The 16,726-nt window shown below is 51.6% G+C and carries 12 protein-coding genes; 5 read left to right on the top strand and 7 right to left on the bottom strand.

All coding sequences use genetic code 11. The annotated features are described in order from the left end of the window. The 5 genes from AC2FIB_RS01595 to AC2FIB_RS01575 all read right to left on the bottom strand — a co-directional run bounded on the left by AC2FIB_RS01595 (nucleotide 1) and on the right by AC2FIB_RS01575 (nucleotide 6,051). Nucleotides 1-984 (bottom strand): hypothetical protein, encoded by a 984-nt coding sequence (locus tag AC2FIB_RS01595; protein WP_496841617.1) that lies wholly within the window; start codon nucleotides 982-984, stop codon nucleotides 1-3. 31 nt (nucleotides 985-1,015) lie between these two features. Next, nucleotides 1,016-2,014, bottom strand: coding sequence for a glycosyltransferase family 2 protein (locus AC2FIB_RS01590; RefSeq protein WP_496841615.1), 999 nt, complete (start codon nucleotides 2,012-2,014; stop codon nucleotides 1,016-1,018). Between the two features lie 109 nt (nucleotides 2,015-2,123). After that, nucleotides 2,124-4,121 (bottom strand): hypothetical protein, encoded by a 1,998-nt coding sequence (locus tag AC2FIB_RS01585; RefSeq protein ID WP_496841613.1) that lies wholly within the window; start codon nucleotides 4,119-4,121, stop codon nucleotides 2,124-2,126. Continuing rightward, nucleotides 4,118-5,062 carry a hypothetical protein gene (locus AC2FIB_RS01580; RefSeq protein WP_496841611.1) on the bottom strand — a complete coding sequence of 315 codons (945 nt, stop codon included), beginning with the start codon at nucleotides 5,060-5,062 and terminating at the stop codon, nucleotides 4,118-4,120. The genes AC2FIB_RS01585 and AC2FIB_RS01580 overlap by 4 nt, the downstream gene beginning before the upstream one ends. A 5-nt stretch (nucleotides 5,063-5,067) precedes the next feature. Beyond that, nucleotides 5,068-6,051, bottom strand: a complete 984-nt coding sequence (locus AC2FIB_RS01575; protein WP_496732978.1) for a glycosyltransferase family 2 protein — start codon at nucleotides 6,049-6,051, stop codon at nucleotides 5,068-5,070. A gap of 410 nt (nucleotides 6,052-6,461) precedes the next feature. On the opposite strand from AC2FIB_RS01575, the gene AC2FIB_RS01570 reads away from it, so the two are divergent. After that, a complete protein-coding gene (locus AC2FIB_RS01570; protein ID WP_496732977.1) occupies nucleotides 6,462-6,692 on the top strand; it encodes an integrase arm-type DNA-binding domain-containing protein in 231 nt (76 codons plus the stop codon). A 250-nt stretch (nucleotides 6,693-6,942) separates the two neighbouring features. Here AC2FIB_RS01570 and AC2FIB_RS01565 read toward each other — a convergent pair whose 3' ends face one another. Beyond that, nucleotides 6,943-7,884 carry a response regulator gene (locus tag AC2FIB_RS01565; RefSeq protein WP_496732976.1) on the bottom strand — a complete coding sequence of 314 codons (942 nt, stop codon included), beginning with the start codon at nucleotides 7,882-7,884 and terminating at the stop codon, nucleotides 6,943-6,945. 556 nt (nucleotides 7,885-8,440) lie between these two features. On the opposite strand from AC2FIB_RS01565, the gene AC2FIB_RS01560 reads away from it, so the two are divergent. Then, nucleotides 8,441-9,181 carry an acyl-homoserine-lactone synthase gene (locus tag AC2FIB_RS01560; RefSeq protein WP_496732975.1) on the top strand — a complete coding sequence of 247 codons (741 nt, stop codon included), beginning with the start codon at nucleotides 8,441-8,443 and terminating at the stop codon, nucleotides 9,179-9,181. A gap of 403 nt (nucleotides 9,182-9,584) precedes the next feature. Beyond that, nucleotides 9,585-10,718, top strand: coding sequence for a response regulator (locus AC2FIB_RS01555; RefSeq protein ID WP_496841608.1), 1,134 nt, complete (start codon nucleotides 9,585-9,587; stop codon nucleotides 10,716-10,718). Between the two features lie 66 nt (nucleotides 10,719-10,784). Here the strand turns inward: AC2FIB_RS01555 and AC2FIB_RS01550 are convergent, their stop codons facing one another. After that, entirely contained in the window at nucleotides 10,785-12,035 is a 1,251-nt protein-coding gene (locus tag AC2FIB_RS01550; protein ID WP_496732973.1) for a cytochrome P450, read from the bottom strand. Nucleotides 12,036-12,418: 383 nt separating this feature from the next. On the opposite strand from AC2FIB_RS01550, the gene AC2FIB_RS01545 reads away from it, so the two are divergent. After that, the gene (locus tag AC2FIB_RS01545) at nucleotides 12,419-13,852 is read left to right on the top strand and encodes a sensor histidine kinase (protein ID WP_496732972.1); all 1,434 of its coding nucleotides are present in this window, start codon (nucleotides 12,419-12,421) and stop codon (nucleotides 13,850-13,852) included. Nucleotides 13,853-15,328: 1,476 nt separating this feature from the next. After that, nucleotides 15,329-16,480, top strand: coding sequence for a tyrosine-type recombinase/integrase (locus tag AC2FIB_RS01540; RefSeq protein ID WP_496841606.1), 1,152 nt, complete (start codon nucleotides 15,329-15,331; stop codon nucleotides 16,478-16,480). Nucleotides 16,481-16,726: the final 246 nt, after the last annotated feature.

The following is a 16,726-nucleotide window of genomic DNA, read 5'->3' as shown; positions in this document are numbered from 1 at the left end:
TCAGGCGTCCAAAGCCAACCGAAACACAATCTCAGAGGCTTTACGCAAAGCCTCATACTCTTCGGGCGTATCCCGGCGAAACATCTTGTCCTCATCGCTTAGTTTTGTCGGGGTGAACAGTTCGGGCCGGTCGGGAAAGAACTCTTGCTGAAAGGCGGTATCCTGCTTGGCCACGAATTCGTCTAGCCAAGCGCGCTCATCGGGTTCCAGCACATCATTCCGGCGCACCATGACAGGATCATCGACAAATATCCGGCGTAACTGGCGGCTCTTCTTACGCCCCAGCGCACGGGAGATGACACCAAAAGCTTCGCTCGCCGCGCGGGATTGCGACGGGTTGGACACGGCTCCTGCTGAAACTTCCTCAGCCAATGGCGTACCGATCCGAGACAGGAAGTCATCGACGACATTCCCCCGCACCATGCCCGCGCGTTCGTATAAAAGCGGAGCAACGGTGACGCCGGGAAAGGCACTGCGGATTTCGGCCAGCTTGGCAGAAAAGCTCAACCGTTCCGGGTGATTGCGGATAAGATCAAGTTGCTGGCGGATGTATTCTGTCCCGCCGTTGGACAGCCGCCCTGCCTTGGCCCGCTGTTTGTAATCAGCCTCGAAGAAATCGGAATACCGGCGGCAATAGTAAGTGATCGTCAATCCACGCGAGGGGATATCAGCAAAAACCTCGGCCAGCCGTTTCAGATTGCAGCCATAGAACATCTCGGAAGAGACAACACAGGTCTGATCCGCATGCGCGTCGTATTCAGTCGTCATGGCAGACCGAAACGGATCCATCGGATCAGCGCTCTGGTTGATGTGAAAGGCGACGATGTTGTGACTTATCGCCAGACGTGTGCCGCCATCCAGCCGGCGTCGGCCGGTTTCCATATAATGCAGGCCGATCTCGTTCATTACCGAATGTTTCCGGCGCAGAAATCCCTGCAAGGCAGTCGTGCCGGTTTTGGGCATCCCCATGTGCAGCCAAAGCATTACCTAGCTCCTGTCCCCGAACTGTGCTACGTCATGCCTGCTGGCTGGCCGTGAAACCTGCGGTCATCTGCTGCATGAGGTCCTGCATCTCGGGCAGGTCACGCAATTGCGCGATCTGTTGGCGGTGCAGATCGCAAGACGCATGATGAAGACGCGCAACCTCGGGGTCAGAGAGCATTTCGTAATAGAAACCACGTTTGCGATCCAAAACCACGTCTATCGAGGTATTCGTCTCGGCGTTCTGGTTCATCATGTTCCAGTATTCCAGACCAAGGCTTTCCCCCAAATGGTGGGCCCGACCGCGCATCTTTTTGACCAGATAGCTTTCACAGGACTTCAGTGCGTAATGGTTGACCTGCACGAACTTATACCCGACCGAGTCACGGGCCGATCGCCAGCTTTTTTCATAGTATCGTTCAGGCATCAGTTGGCCTGATCCGTTGTACCAACGACATTCTTCGATGGTTTCAACGGTCGGCTTTTTGGGGCGGTGAACACCCAACCCATCCCAAATCTCCCGCTGAAACATGGTCTTGAAGCCCCATGCCTGCGGCGGCCGGTAAGTCTGTTCACGGGCAGCCTGTCGGAACTGATCCGACAAAAACCGGTCTTCATACCGCACAACGCCTGCGTTTCCGAACAACCGCCACGTCATTGAGATCGTCTTGGCGTCCGGAATGGCATCGGACAAAGCCCGCAGCGTATGATCACCGGTCTTGACGTTGATATGTTCGTCGGCGTCGATCACCACGACCCAGTCCTGCGGGCGTGCGACTTCCATCTTCAGAAAAGTCCTATAGGCCCGTTTTTGAGGACTGGTCTTGCGACGCGAGTTGTTGTCGACGTGGATCAGAATGCCCTTTTCATCCAACCGTTGCAGCAAGGCATCGGTACCATCGGTGCAGTCATTGGTCATCACGACCATCTGGTCGATACCAATCGCACGGTTATGGGCCACCCACTCTAGCACGAACGGGCCTTCGTTCTTCATCGGAGTGACACTGATATATCGAGGGTCCTGATCGGTCATGATTGACTGCCCTGTTCGTTGTTTTTGCCCGGAACTAATCGGGATCATTCTGAATTTGCCGGTAAATTACGTTGAATTGGTGGAACTACCAAGGGGAAATCCACGCAATTCACCCGCCCGTCCGTTTAAGCTGGTTTGAGAACCGCTTGTACGTCGGGCACAAATCTCGGGCTTTTTGAAGAAACGCACGAGCAGCTTCCTTTTTGCCCTGTTGCAACAATATTCGCCCGGCCTCGCCCTGAATAGCGGCGGTGTCGTCGTCGATCTCTGCGGCCTGAATGATCTGCCTCTGGCCCTGTTCAACGGCACCGTTCATTTCCAGCATCTGTCCCATAGCAAAGATCAAAAAGGCGTTACCCGGATCGCAAGCCAAGGCATCCGCCATGGTTATCCGCGATGTTGTTCCCTCGCCTTCTGCTTGGTACAGTTCGGCCAATCGTTTGTGATAGAGTGGATTGTCGGGCACATCCGACAGAACCTTACGTGTGATATCAATAGCCTCAGCATTGGAAATACTCCCAATATGTGCTCCCAGCTTGGCGCTAAAACTCCGTACGCGCGGATCCTCGTCAGGCATATCGGTCATCCGAATAAGACCGTCATGCAGCTGCTTCAAACGGGGTTTGTTTTCCAAAAGTCTGCGGGCTTTTTGATCCAGAGAAAGGATCGACCAATCCAACAGAAGAAAGTCGAAATTGCACGGCAATCTCACCAGCACTTTGCGCTGTGCGACATGGGAGTTGAAATTGAACCAGGGCCTGCGGATAACCTTTTGCAGCGACCAGTCGGTAGGTGGAAACAGCCGCAATGATATCTGATCCCGGTAGACAACACGCGACCCAAACACCAACACGTCAGGTCGGATCGGTTTGGCCCAAAATGCACGGCTGAATGCCTGGGCTGCTTGCCAGCGCTTTCGCTTTTCCCCCAACGCTGCTGCCTTCAAGGCCCCACAAACCGCGTAGTCTTCGGGCCATGTATGGGGGTCCAACAAAGCCGTCTCGACCATCTCTGCAGATTCATCCCACTTGTTTGCGTAAAACAAGTTGAGCGCTTGAAGAAGTGGCAGAAACGCGTTGTCCGCCCCCTCATCCAGCAACCTTGAAGCGATATCGCTGGCCTCTTCGGTTCGATCGTCTGAATGCAGCCGGTTCATGTGGAACAGAACCTTGCCATAAATATGCGCGGCCTCGGACGTGTTCAAAAAGCCATCAAACCCAGCCTGTAGGCGCCGAATTGCGCTCTCATTCGCCTGAGAAATCTCTTCTTCTGTCAGAACATCCCGAAACACTTTTCGCTGCTGTCCCGATATTCGGGCTGCTGCCATGGAAAAGGCTGAGATGACCGGTGCAATCACCTGATCAGCACGCGACATCGTATAGAGTTCCAGAAAATCGCGTTTCGCCCGTGTCATCCCGGACACATCGGCAATGTCTGGCATCTGCAGCAGGTGCGGAAACTTTGACTGAAACCGGGCAATCAGTTCCGGCTGGTCCGAGAACATAATGGCCGCTTTATCGGCGTTCTTCGCCAGATGTGCCTCATATAGTTCTTCGGGTTCGATCTTTGCGGGCCAGGTCGTGTGCTTCCACGGCAACCCATTCAGAATATCACCGCGGCGGATGTGATAGGCAGATACGCCCTGCCCTGACAGTCTGGCATCCGCGCAACCCATGATTTCACGTATTTCTTCGGTGAACCCGACCCGGTGAATGAAGTCGCGATACCTTGGCCGGATGGTCTCGACGTCCTCCCATGGGAAGGCCAGCACCTCGAAACCTTCCTCGACCAACACCGACCGTCCGGCGTTGAGATGCGCAGTCAGGCGGTCGGGCGACGTGTCGCTTTGAAACGACCAGATCGGCAAGGCATTCTGCGAAAGAGCTCCGAACTTCTTAGGAGTAAGGAAATGTTCATCCATCCAATCCTGCGCGAACAACTCTTGTGGGTGGTCAAGCTCGGGCGCGTCCGCGCCCTGCGGGAACCAATTCACCCGGTAGGTCGTGCCGAAATCTTCGGCCAGCCGGATGCAGGTCAGCATCATCAGCAACCGCGCGCCCATGCGGTCCTTGCGCTGACCGACAAACACACCTTTGGCGGCGCTCACGAGGCGTCCCTTTCCTTCTCGGCCATGGCCTGCCGGCGCAGTCGGCGGAACCGCTGCCGGGCTTTTGCCGCCAAGTCAGGGTGCCGCTCGGCGCCGATGGCCTCAATCCCCCGAATATACATAGGCAGGCGACGTCGGGCGCGCATCATCTTGTAATACTCGACCGTATCCAGTGAGCCGTCCATCGCCCCCAGCATTACGGGCTTGAGGATATCCAGCTTGCGCAGCATGGGCGCCGCGAAATGGTTTGAAAACCAGGTCTTGAGCAACATCACGTTGTCGCCCTGCAGACGCTGGACCTGCTGCCGGTCCAGATCAAAGAACGGGTCGTAAAAGACGTAAGCCTTACCAGCTGTCTGAACGGTTTGGGCCGCATCGCTCATCGGCAGGTCCCAGTCCTGCACGCGGCCAAACCGATAGCGGGTTTCCCAAGGCACCAGCCGTTCATCCAGGGTTGTTTGGGGATTGAACGCGATCACATGCGCACCAGGTACATGCGCCGAAAAGGTCAGTGCCCCAAAGCCGCCCATCGATGCGCCCGCAAAAACCACCTGATCGAACCGGTCAAAGAATCCCTCGGCGACCTTGTTTTCAAAATAGGAAATGATCTCGGGGTCGCGATACCATGCCTTGGTGCGTGCGAAGACGCCCATGTGGGACCACCCTTCGTCGCGAAAGAATTTCCAGCCCCACGGCTCGCGCGCAAAGGACAGGTCATTGGCGTTCGCGATATTGTCGAAGCTGACTACCAGACGCTTTGGGTAGCGCTGATGGAACAGGATCGAGTGGCGTTCCAGCTTTTGAAAGAAGCCAGTGCCGTCGCCGCCGGGGTACAGCTCGACAAACCAGGGCGGAGCGGGATCCGTCAGGATACGCTCATACCCTGTCTTGCGATCAGGGTGTTCCGGTTTTAGCTGCTCTTTCGATAGGTCTTCGGCCATGATGATCAGATCAGGTTATCGGCGAGCCAGACGCGAAACTCTACCCATTCCGGGCGCATCTTGATTTCGGATACTTTGGCTCGGTGCCAGTCGCAGGCCTGCGCGTGCAATTCGTTCAACTCTTCATCCGCCTTCAGTTCGGCCAGCAAAGGTGCGGCGCGGCGTGCGGCAGGCAAGATGGATTGGTCGGCCTCTTTGTTGGCATTCATGTCCTGCCAGTAGGCTTGTCCCTGATCCACCTTGATGTGGTTTGTGCGTCCCCGGTCGCGCTTGACAAGAAACCCGTCCATGGACCGGACTGAATAGTGGTGGATGCGTCCCAAGGAATGGTCGAACCCGCGCCACGCCCGCCAACCGACTTTATCGGCTGGAAACAGCTTTCCGCCAGCATCTGACCAAGCGATGTCAGGCGCTACCTCCTCGTCAAAGCCCTTTGGGCGATGCGGACCAAACCGGGTGAACTTGCCATTGTTTCGGAACAGCGTTTTCAGCCCAAAAGCGCGGCTTGAATGATAGGGGAACTCTTGATCCCCCATCGAGAATACCTCTGTCACCGGTCTGTCTTCGAAACTGATGTTTCCAGAACTTCCAAACAACTTCCACGCAAGAGATATCGCATCGACCGGTTGACCTGCCTTTTGTTCGACCTCGGAAATCAGGTCATGAAATCCGTTGTCGCCGCAGCGGATATTCCAGAATTCATCTACATCCAGACACAGCAGCCAGTCGGCCTCCTTGACCTTGGGCTGGCGGCGCGCGCGGCGCAGCATCTGGTGCTGGGGATTGCCCCCTTCTTTCACTTCATTGCTGACATGAGTGGCCAAGCCAAGCTCTTGCAACCTTGCAGCAATCTTGTCCGTTCCGTCATCACAGTCGTTGGTGAAAATCACAAAATGGTCGACGCCCAGTGTTTTGTGGAACGCAACCCATTCCAACATATAAGGGCCTTCGTTCTTCATCGTTGTGAACACGGTGATGGACTGAGACATATTACCCTTCCCAAATAGTCTTGCCCACTCATACACATCCCGATCCGCGTGGGCGAGACAGGAAATTACGGTGCGGGCATTCCAACGCGAACTGGTGCAACTCTACACGGCAGATGCACTGAAATACGTTTGTTTCGGGAGTACAATGGTGTGGTCGAGATGCATTGAAAACTTGAACACGCCTCTTTCCGGACGTTTCCGGCATCTCAAGAAACTAGGAAATTCATTTAAAACAATACAATGAGGTTCCCAGTCACCTCTAGATGGATCACTGTGTCTCGCAGTAAAAGATGGACCATGGGGTGGACCATTTCTAGCAGTCAACAAGCTATCATTTTTGCAAGCGAAGGAAGCTCAACCTGGTCAGTATTAGGATAGCGAGGACCTCAGGTTGCCATAAAAAGACGGCGATGCTGGCAAGTGGTTGCTGCATCGGGTTCATGCCCCGGGCATCGCAGAGAGTTGGTTTTGGCGTTCCGTCAGCCGTAGCTCTGAAGGATGCACGCCAAGAAGCCGAGAAATGGCGAACCGTAGCCCGTCAAGGAAAAGACCCGATTAAAGAACGAGAACGGATACGCCGGGAAGCTGCTAAAGCCGATCACACTTTGACCGTGGTCGCGAAAGAAACCTTCAGGAAATGAAGGAAAGGCGAAGATGACAGATCTCGCATCAGATGAGAATTCGAGAAGAGGCTGACGGGTTCTTTCTGCGAATTGTTGCCGCCGGGCGGGCACTGAGATCGGGCAAAGTAGGCCAAAAGCACAAAGGTTGACCGCCTGATGGATGAGGGCGCGGCTTTGCTTCAACCCGCAAAATGAAGAATTCTGGGCGTTTTAACGTGCCCTTTTCACCATTAGCCTAGTCTTGAACATCATCGATATTTGCAGTTCTTCAACCGATACTCGCCGCTCGACCTTCCGACATTTCAGCCATTTCGACGGCCTTGTCTATCAAGAACAACGCCTCCATTTTGGTTTTGGCTTTAAGAATAACTTCTTGGCTCACCTGGAAGCCAATTGGCCGACCTGAAGTGGCATCACCGGAAATATCTTTCAATGCTTCCGGAAGCGGAGCACCCAACTGGTCCACTCTCAAGTTAATTTGATTGTCGTAGATCACCAAGAACACGCCATTTCCCCAATAGGTCGCCACTTTACGCCCTTCCTGATTAGATGACAGAACCGCTGTGCCAGCTAAAGTCATGGCACTACGGAATTCACTGACCGTGCTCGTCTTATAGATTTGTTCGGCGCCTGTGCATTTAACCGCCACAAGTTTTGCAGCCATAGAGTGCATCGTTGAAAGCTGAATTACGTAGTTCTCAAATTCAGCTAACCCAATGAATCCGGGCAATTCTCCGAAACATTGCGGGTCACTTAAGCGAACGTCCGGACTATTGTCAAAACACAACTCAAAATCCGCTTCAGCTTCGAGCACCTCGATTGCGGCTCTGCGTTCCGCTGCCATCCTATACGCGTCGGACAACCTCTGCTTCAGATCAGAGAACTCAAAAGGCTTTGTAACGTAGTCTGTGGCCCCAACTCCGAATGCCTCGTCGATGTACTCTTTTTGTACCATGGCGGTCACCATGATAATGGGCGTGTACGTGTGTTCTGGTAGTTTTCGCACTTCTTCGCAAAGAGTAATGCCGTTCATTTGCGGCATCTGCACATCCAGTAGCAAGCAGTCGAACGCTTCGTTTGGTCTCGACAATATTTCAATGGCCTCCCGCCCACTTCTGGCGGTGACGACATCTTTATAGCCGAACGCGTCCAGAACTTTATCTAGCAACTCCAGGATGCTCGGGTCGTCGTCTACAGCAAGTATACGCATAACTTTTCACCAACCTTTTGCACCTCACCAAACGTTGGGCATTGCAGACTTAGGGCAACGTTTGGCTGGCGCATAAAACACTCAGGGTTCATTCATCCTCTCTTACGAAGGCGGCAAAACCGTGACATAAGGCGGGCTTCCTTATGTCTGTGCATTTTTTTAATTTGCACAATTTTTTCCGCGCGGGTGCACAAGTTGAAAAGTAATTCCCTCCAGTTCTTGATGCCATTTTGACTTTGCTCCTATCAGCCGTCACGGCTGCCTCGAAACGTTATCGGACAGCGACACGACGCCTGATCCATCGTGAATTCGAAAGGAAAACGCAAAAGAAGCTGTCTTTTTTCAAAATGTTGCCGGACACAGGGAAATAAATGAAGCCCGCGGCAGAAAATAACAGCCAAGAACTTTCTAAAGTTATTGGTCAGTCAGCAAACTCGGCCAAAGAGAGGGAGGAGATTTAGACACACCTATCCATCTATTCGGGCAACTACCGCATAGGGTTGTGGACTTGCTGGGCTGAATCTTGCCATAAGTGTGTCAAAAATATGAGTAAAATATGGACCGACCACTCAGGTATAAGCAGACATACCAGGTCCCGGAGGGGATTCCGGAACTGACACCTGCTAACGGCACTTCAGGCGCACCAAATACTTTGGCGCGACTAGAAATTTTTGCTGTCAAAAGCAGTCCGCCAACGTCACATGGTGACATTGGCAATATTCGCGCTGCTACACTAAATTTTCGCAATATTTACGAGTATGGTACCCTGCTGGCAAAATACCTTGAAACCAGAAAGTCAATTTTCATTGACCAGTTAAAGTGGCAAGTTGGTGAAGCTGACGGGATGGAATTCGACCAATACGACACGCCAGCCTGTCGATGGGTTGTGTTGCATGAATTCGGTGAAGTTTTAGGAGGTGTGCGACTTCTGCCCACGACGGCAGAATGCGGAGTATATAGTTATATGCTGCGCGACGCGCAAAGAGGTATCCTTAAAGGAATACCATCTGACGTTCTATTCATTGACGCCCCGGTAAAGCACTCTGTTTGGGAAGCATCTCGTTTCTTCGTGGCAAAGGATGTTGCATCGTCACGCAGGCTGCTGGTTCAACAGGAGTTGTTTCACCAGATGACTACTGTCGCGATGGAAGGTGGTGCAACCAGCATACTGGGCATCGTCCCCTCAGTCTGGGCACGGTGGTCACGGCGACTGGGCGTCAATGCCTCGCCTGTCGGCGCAAAGTTTTCCATCGATGGCACCGTCAGTCAGTCGGTTTTGTTCAACATCCATAAGTAAATGGAACAACTCAGCCACTAGAGCATCTTTTGTAGTCCTGATCGCGCGACGCAGATTTCATAGCAACTATGAATGTTTTCCAGGCTATTGGGAAACCGCGGCTGTTGTGCATGTTAGTGGGGCTTCCAGAATTGATGCTTGGACTTCCAACCGTTGTTCCATTCCGTAGTTTTGCGGTCGAAGACTGCTCTTAGGCACGAAAAATTTGCCGAAGAAATAACGTTAAGAGAATGCGACGGTAGTTCACAACAATAACAGGCAACTCTTCGCTGACGCCGTTGTCGCCAAATAAAGGTCAAGAAAAAACCCCTTTCTACGACGATTTTCTCCGATTTTGCCGCTGTTTCGACCCACTTGCCTCATAAGTTTAACCCGTTATGAGGATATCGGCGGTTCACAAGTTATGAGACATTCCACATTCGAAAGTGATCGGTTTCAAAAAAAGTTGGAGCTTAGAGCACAAAGAAAGACCGCGCTTACAGTACTGGCGGTTGATGATGATCCTGACATTCTGAAATTGCTCCAATCAGCACTTCCTGAACTCGAAAACTGCAAAGTGGTTGCAGCCAGTTCAGCTGATGAAGCACTTCGGCTGATAGAAGCAGCGGAATCCCCGTTCGACTGTCTGCTTGTTGACATTCAGATGCCCGGAACCACTGGGATTGAGTTGCTTTCACAAATCCGAAACTTGCCGGACAATCTGGAAACCCCTGTCATAATGTTAACTGCTCTAGATGACAGGCAGAACATAGAGAGGGCATTTTTAGAAGGCGCGTTTGACTATATAACTAAGCCCTTCGACTTCTTTGAATTGCGTAGCCGTATGAACGCCGCCCATCTTCTTATGATGGAGAGAAAGAAAACCCAATCCTCTTCAGCGTCGATAGAAAATCTTCGTTGTGAACTGGATTTTAATCAGAAATTCAGTTTCGAAGACCCCCTGTCCATCGACGAGCAGGAGCAATGCTTGGGGTATGTCGAGTTCGACAACTATGTGGAGCAGCTTTCACGGGGGCGCCGATTTGACTCCTGGGTAACAGCAATCAAATTCCGCGATGCGGAGTACCATTTTGATCTGAGGGAATTTGGTGATTTTCGGCGCGCTGTTTCCGACATTGGATTTTGCATTCAAAATACAACACAGGCAGCCGGAGGAATCTATTCCTATCGAGGGAGCGGCGTTTTTCTCGTTATTACACATGGACGGGAACGTACCCAGAATATTCCAACCGAAGCTTTTCTAAACCAAGAACTAAGGACCGTTCTCAGAAACCGTTGCGCCTCTGCCCATCTTAACGCGGTGAAGAGTACACCGATATCGCTTCGTTCATTTACAAAGGTTGGAGCATTCGCATCTTTGGACATGGCTGTTAAAATGGTGAACCTTCGTGAGACCAATCTCAGAAAGGGCCTTGTTGCGACCTGCCCCTCGATTTCGAAGCACACGCCGCATCGCAAAGAAATGGTCAACAATAGATTGTTTGATACCGTCCTGCGTGAAATGTACGGCGATGACACTTACCTCACTCGCCGGTAGCAAGCTTTGTCTTTGGCAAAGGCCGACCTCGAACAGAAGTCGAGCACTAGGGTTTAGATATTAACTTTAGTCGCGAACCCGTTCGGCATTGAGGATGAGTGGGCCACTAGTACGCATGGTGAACGTCAAAACTGGTTCCGGTATTTCTGACTCAGTAGTCGAAAAATTTATTCTACGGAGCACCGAAGCCATAAGCACCATGATCTCAGTTTCAGCGTACTGAGCGCCAATGCAGATTCTGGGCCCTTCTCCGAACGGAATGTACTGACCTCGAGGCAGTGTAAATCCCAGGAACCGTTCCGGCCGGTAGTCGTTGGGAGCATCCCATAATTTTTCATTTCTGTGCAAAGAGTAAACTGGGAAAAACAACGCATCGCCATTTTCGATCTTTACCCCTTTAATTTCAAGGTCCGCAGCTGCGTCTCTGGCAAAAAACGCGGCGGAGGGATAAAGCCGCAGCGTCTCTTTAACATGCGCGCGCAAGAGTGGCATTGCCTCCAAGTCCGAAAATTCCACTAAGCCTTCTGGGCGAACAGATCGAATTTCTTGTCTAACCCTTGCTTGCATATCTTGGTGCAAGGCCAGCAGATAATACCCCCAGGCCAATGCGTTAGCGGAAGTTTCATGACCAGCGACGACAAAGGTCAAAAGGTTGTCAACAGTTGTAGCTTCATCTTCGAAATCGGTTTTCAACGCCTCAATCATGAAATCGAGGAAGTCCAATGGCTCGCTACGGCCTTCGGCCCGACGCTGATCTATGACCCGTCTGGCGAGGTCTCGCATATTAGTAACCGGGGCCAAGCTGCGTAGCCAATTTTTCCGCGGCAACCACTTTGGCAAACCCATTAAATCGAAAAGGGACAGATCAGAAATGTACTCAAAATACTTGATCAGCCCCACTCGTACCTGCTCTGAACTGACTTCCTTATTACCTGAAAAAATCACTCTAGAAATATTCGTCAATGTTGAAGCAGGCGCAATTTGTGCAATATCCACGGGGCCTTCGTGTTCCGCCAATGAGTCTGCAATCTCGACACCAGTCTCTGCAAAATGCCGAGCCAGAACCGGAAGGTTTCTGGCGGCGAACAATGGAGAATACCTTCGCCTCTGCTGACGCCATTTTTCCCCTTCTGAGAGTATTAGACCGTTGCCTACAGCCGATCCAATAATGTCTTTGGTGAACTTGGCTTTGGGAAACGAACGGCCCTGGCCGACGAGTAATTCGGTTACCATTTCAGGATCGCAGATATAGTGTATGTTCAAAGGACCACGAACATAAGTTTCACGCAGAGTTTCTGCCGGGATGACTTCGAACATGTTGCGGCCAGCTGACCTTGCAAACTGAAGCAGTGTCACCGGCTTTGTCGCAAGCCTAGCGGTAACAGGAGCGACAGTACCCTGCCTCAACTTCGTAATTTCAACTGCAGTCAAACCCCAACCCTTTTAGAATTATCCCTTCTTTCGGACACATTAAGGTGAAAAAATTCCCACTTAGCAACGAGATCCTCGATTTTGGGTACCTTTCTCTGCAATTGTGCAAAAAATTTGCGGTCTCCTATACCAAAAACTTGCGTGAAGCGCCCAACAATCGCGATGGGCTTCAAAGGATTGGTGCCAAACTGTGAACCCAATTTGGACCAACTAAGTCCTCATTATGTCGGTATTGGTACTTTCCAAGCGCGAAAAACGAAGACATTTGGATGACAGCCATCGACGCCAATCTGCCGGACCGGGATTCCGGTGAAACGGAAAACCGGCTTCTGCAAAACATCATAGATTATACTGCCATGAGCTTTGCGCTTCTGTGGCAGCGGCAGGCTATTTATCTGGCCACGACCATTTTGACTGCATTCTTCTTCGACCCCTTTAACGCCATGCTGTTCTATGGGACAATCCTCGTTTGCGAAGTGCAAGATTTATTGCTGGCCAAACGCGTACCGCGCTTAAAGCCAAACCAGCACAAAGCAATAGGTATGATGGTTGTTTGGATTCTGTTAAACACGATCCTGAGCTCAGCCGCAATCTGCCTATATGCTGTTTCAGTTGCTTTCGCACAACCCGCCGGTGGTCACTTTACGCCAATGTTCTTCTTGTTTGCTGCGGCGTTGTTTGCAGCAATGAACAACCATCAGTTTCTGTGGGCGATGATTGTCCGATTGGCCATGTATGGCGTTTCGTTCATGTTGATTGTCGTCAAGGACATCTGGATCGAACGCCCCGAGCTTTCATCTGAACTCTGGCTGCACTTCTTCACCGTTATCTTTGTAATGTATTTTCTGATCGACTGTTCGATAGTGTTTCTGAAGCTCTACCGCAGGAATTTGGAACAACTCGAAAAACTCAAAGCAGAGCACGAAAGAACAAAAGCGGCTTACATTGCGAAAACTCAGTTCATATCGACAGTCAGCCATGAGCTGCGTACGCCTCTTACATCGATCAAGGGGTCACTTGACCTAATCAACACAGGTGCTTTGGGTGAAGTTCCAGAATCAATGCAAAGCCTCATACATTTAGCATGCAAAAACAGCGAACGGCTCGCGTCACTTATCAATGATGTGCTGGACATACAAAAAATGGAGGCCGGTGAAATGAACTATCGTGAAGGAACTATTGAAATAAATACGCTAGTTCAGGAAGCGATTTCCGTTAACACTGGGTACACCAGTGCTCACAACGTAGAAATTGTGGAGGACATAAGGGGAAACGAAGATCTGTTCGTTAAAGGTGATGCGTCCCGCCTTCTTCAGGTGTTGGCCAACATGATATCCAACGCAGCCAAATTTTCCCTTGATGGAGGCGAGATTACCGTCGGATGCGAAAAAGTCGATGGGAAGATTCGCCTCTTCGTCAAAGACCACGGCATCGGGATACCCGAGGGGTGTCAGGACAAAGTCTTCGATCGCTTTTCCCAGATCGACTCTTCCGATGAACGTCATGCAGGCGGTACAGGGCTCGGGATGCACATTTCAAAGGAAATTGTGGAGCATTTTGGAGGAGAAATAGACTATAGAAGCAAACTTGGTGAAGGCACAGAGTTTTTTATTATGCTTCCCGCGATAAACGGGCATGAAGTAGGTTCCGCCGGAGACGAGCACACCTCACTACCCTGCGCCATGCAATCCAAGCAACTTTAGCCGAATCCCACTGGGCAAGTTCGATGGCATATCACCATACTTTTTCGAAGGGATCCCACGGTTTCAGAGCGGGTCTTCCGCAGTAAAGCTAGCCTCAAAATTACATGACTTCATGGCAAACTCGAAACCGCCTGTGGTAAAAAGAGGGAGCCTGCATATTGCCAATGCAACTCCAAAAATAGAAAATGCTGTCCCGATCATACGATCAGAACAGCACACTCGTTACCCAAAACACTTCCGAAGATGCAGTAGATTTACAACTTTCGGCAAAAAGGCCTCCTACTTGCAGGCCGCGATATCACAACACCCATTCTAAAGGATGAACTATCCAAGCACCGAGAATATCCTGTATTTTGCTCGTTTCAATTGCTCTAAATGATGGAAATCGGAAACAAAGAAGCCAATCACCACCAAACTGTCAACAGTTTCGGCTTCTTCATCGATTCGGCACACTCTATTTGAACTAATTCACGCAAACTTTGCCGCCCAACTCATATTGCATGGACGTGACAGCTCTTAAGCCCGTCTTGCATGCAATCTCAATTTTCGCGGCAAATCAGCCCCACAATTGCGGCAGAGCGCGAACCGGAAATTCGGTATGTCGGTGAAACAAGAATCGTAGGAAACGGTCAACAAAAAATGTTTGATTGGCCAACTTTGGCTTACAAACATGCATTCAGGCGGCAACAGGGTAAGTTGTGCAAAAAATGCCTATGCCACCCGCCTTCCAACGCACATGGGCCAACTGACAAGCGGATACGTGACCCTCTTGGAGCTTGGGATGGCAGCAGACCGGAAGGTGAAAGTGGTTAGGCGGAAAGCCATGTTGTCGAAATTTAACAAAAAACGCGTACAAGCAATGTATATTGCGGTTGCTTCGTGAAAAAATTCTGTTGACTTATTGTATACTTCAAGTGCTTTTGCGATTTGGGTACTTCGAACAACCGAAAAACTTGCTGGCCGATTTGCGGTTTGTGCGCGTCACCATCTGTGATCCACCTTTCTAGAATTTTGCCAATAGTGAACCTGTTGCCCGGATAGTGACTTTACATGCTTCACGTGATTTCAACGGGTCTTGCAGCCAGTTTCGTTGGCGCGCTCATACAGTCTCTTGATCAACAGTGGAACTTCATCCTCGACAAACAGTAATTGGTGAAAGCCATTTATGTACTTGAACAGTTGTCGGGCACTCATATTGACGATCGGAGGCATCAGCGTTCGCGCGTGCAGAAGCAACGAAAGCGACTACGTTGCGCTGATGACCAAAACACAAGCCATAAGGTGGACCAAGATCGTTCACGTCAACATAATAAATTGAAATTACACAACTAGATGAATTATGTGGTGCGGTCGAGACGCATCCACCTACTGCCACGCTGTAACACACCATTGCACAAAAACCCTTGCAACACATAGCACCTATCTCCAACTGTGCCTCACAGGACCACACGATACCACAGTGCATAGAGGTTCAAGATGGCGGGTAAAGCGGCGGGTAAGTTGAAAGCAGCGCAAGTGATGAGATTGCCGGATGGTCGTCACTCTGATGGGCGCGGATTGTACTTGTATGTCACAGGTTCGAGCCGTTCGTGGTTCTACCGCTACACCGACGAGAACAAAAAACGCCGTGAGATGTCCCTCGGAACCGTCGAGGTGCTGTCGCTCAAAGAGGCACGAGACCGGCGCGACGAATTGGCAATCAACAAACACCGTGGCCACGATCCGATGAAGGAACGCGCCAAGGGTGGCCGCACAGTCGAGGAATTGGTCGAGGAGGCGTTCGAGGCGATCAAGGGCGATCTAAAAAACGAAGGCAAGGCTGGTCGCTGGATGTCGCCTGTGAAAGTCCACATCATCCCCAAACTCGGCAAGAAGGATGTCACCAAGTTGACCGCCGTCGAGGTGCGGGACGCTCTGGCTCCGATCTGGCGTGCAAAGACAAGTGCAGCAGCCAAAGCCATGGATCGCCTCGGCATCACCATGCGCCACGCGGCGGCCAAGTTTCCCGGCGAGGTGGACGCTACCGTGGTGCCAAATGCTCGCATTCTCCTCGGATCTCAGGGCCACAAGGTGAAGCATATCCCGGCAATGCCATGGGCCGACGTCCCGGCCTTCTACGCCTCGCTTGGGGAACAGACAGCAGAGCTTGCGCTGCGGCTGTTGATCCTGACCGCCAGCCGCTCGTCGCCGGTACGCCTCGCGCACGTCGATCAGTTCGACGATGACACTTGGACCGTGCCAGCCGAGAACATGAAGGGTGGCCAAGAGTTTCGCATTCCACTCTCCGAAGAGGCGCAGCGCGTTGTGGAGAAGGCCAAACCGCTCGCCAGAGAGGGTTTTTTGTTCTGCGCACGCAGAGGCAAGCCGATCAGCGACATGGCCATGACTAAGCTCCTGCATCGTCGTGAGCTTGTGTATCGACCTCACGGGTTCCGTTCATCGTTCCGAGATTGGGCCGCTGAGACTGGACAAGATTGGACCTTGGCAGAGACGTCGCTTGACCACCGCATCGGCGGTGCCGTGCAGCGTGCCTATCAGCGCTCAGACCTTCTCGAGCAGCGCAGACCGCTGCTCAATAAATGGTCAAGTCTAATACTAACTTTAGAAAAACCACGATCAGAACACTAGCACTGGTCCTGGGCAGCGTTCTATCTGCTGATAGTGCACACGCACACTTACGCGCGAGCGCAACCTCTGTGTGTGCCCCAAAAACCTTACTGTTACCAGGATAACTAAAACTGTACTACGGAAGTCGCTCACCGACTGCCTCAACCTGCGCAGCCCAATCAAAGCTGTACCACATCAATTGGTCGGTAGCCGATTGAAGCTTCAGGAGGTGATCGGTTCAATTGGTGGCCAGAGGACAAGTGGACT

The sequence above is a fragment of the Ruegeria sp. YTSA072 genome (assembly GCF_059610285.1).
Note: the sequence above shows the minus strand (reverse complement) of the source record. Positions and strands in the feature narration are given on the sequence as shown.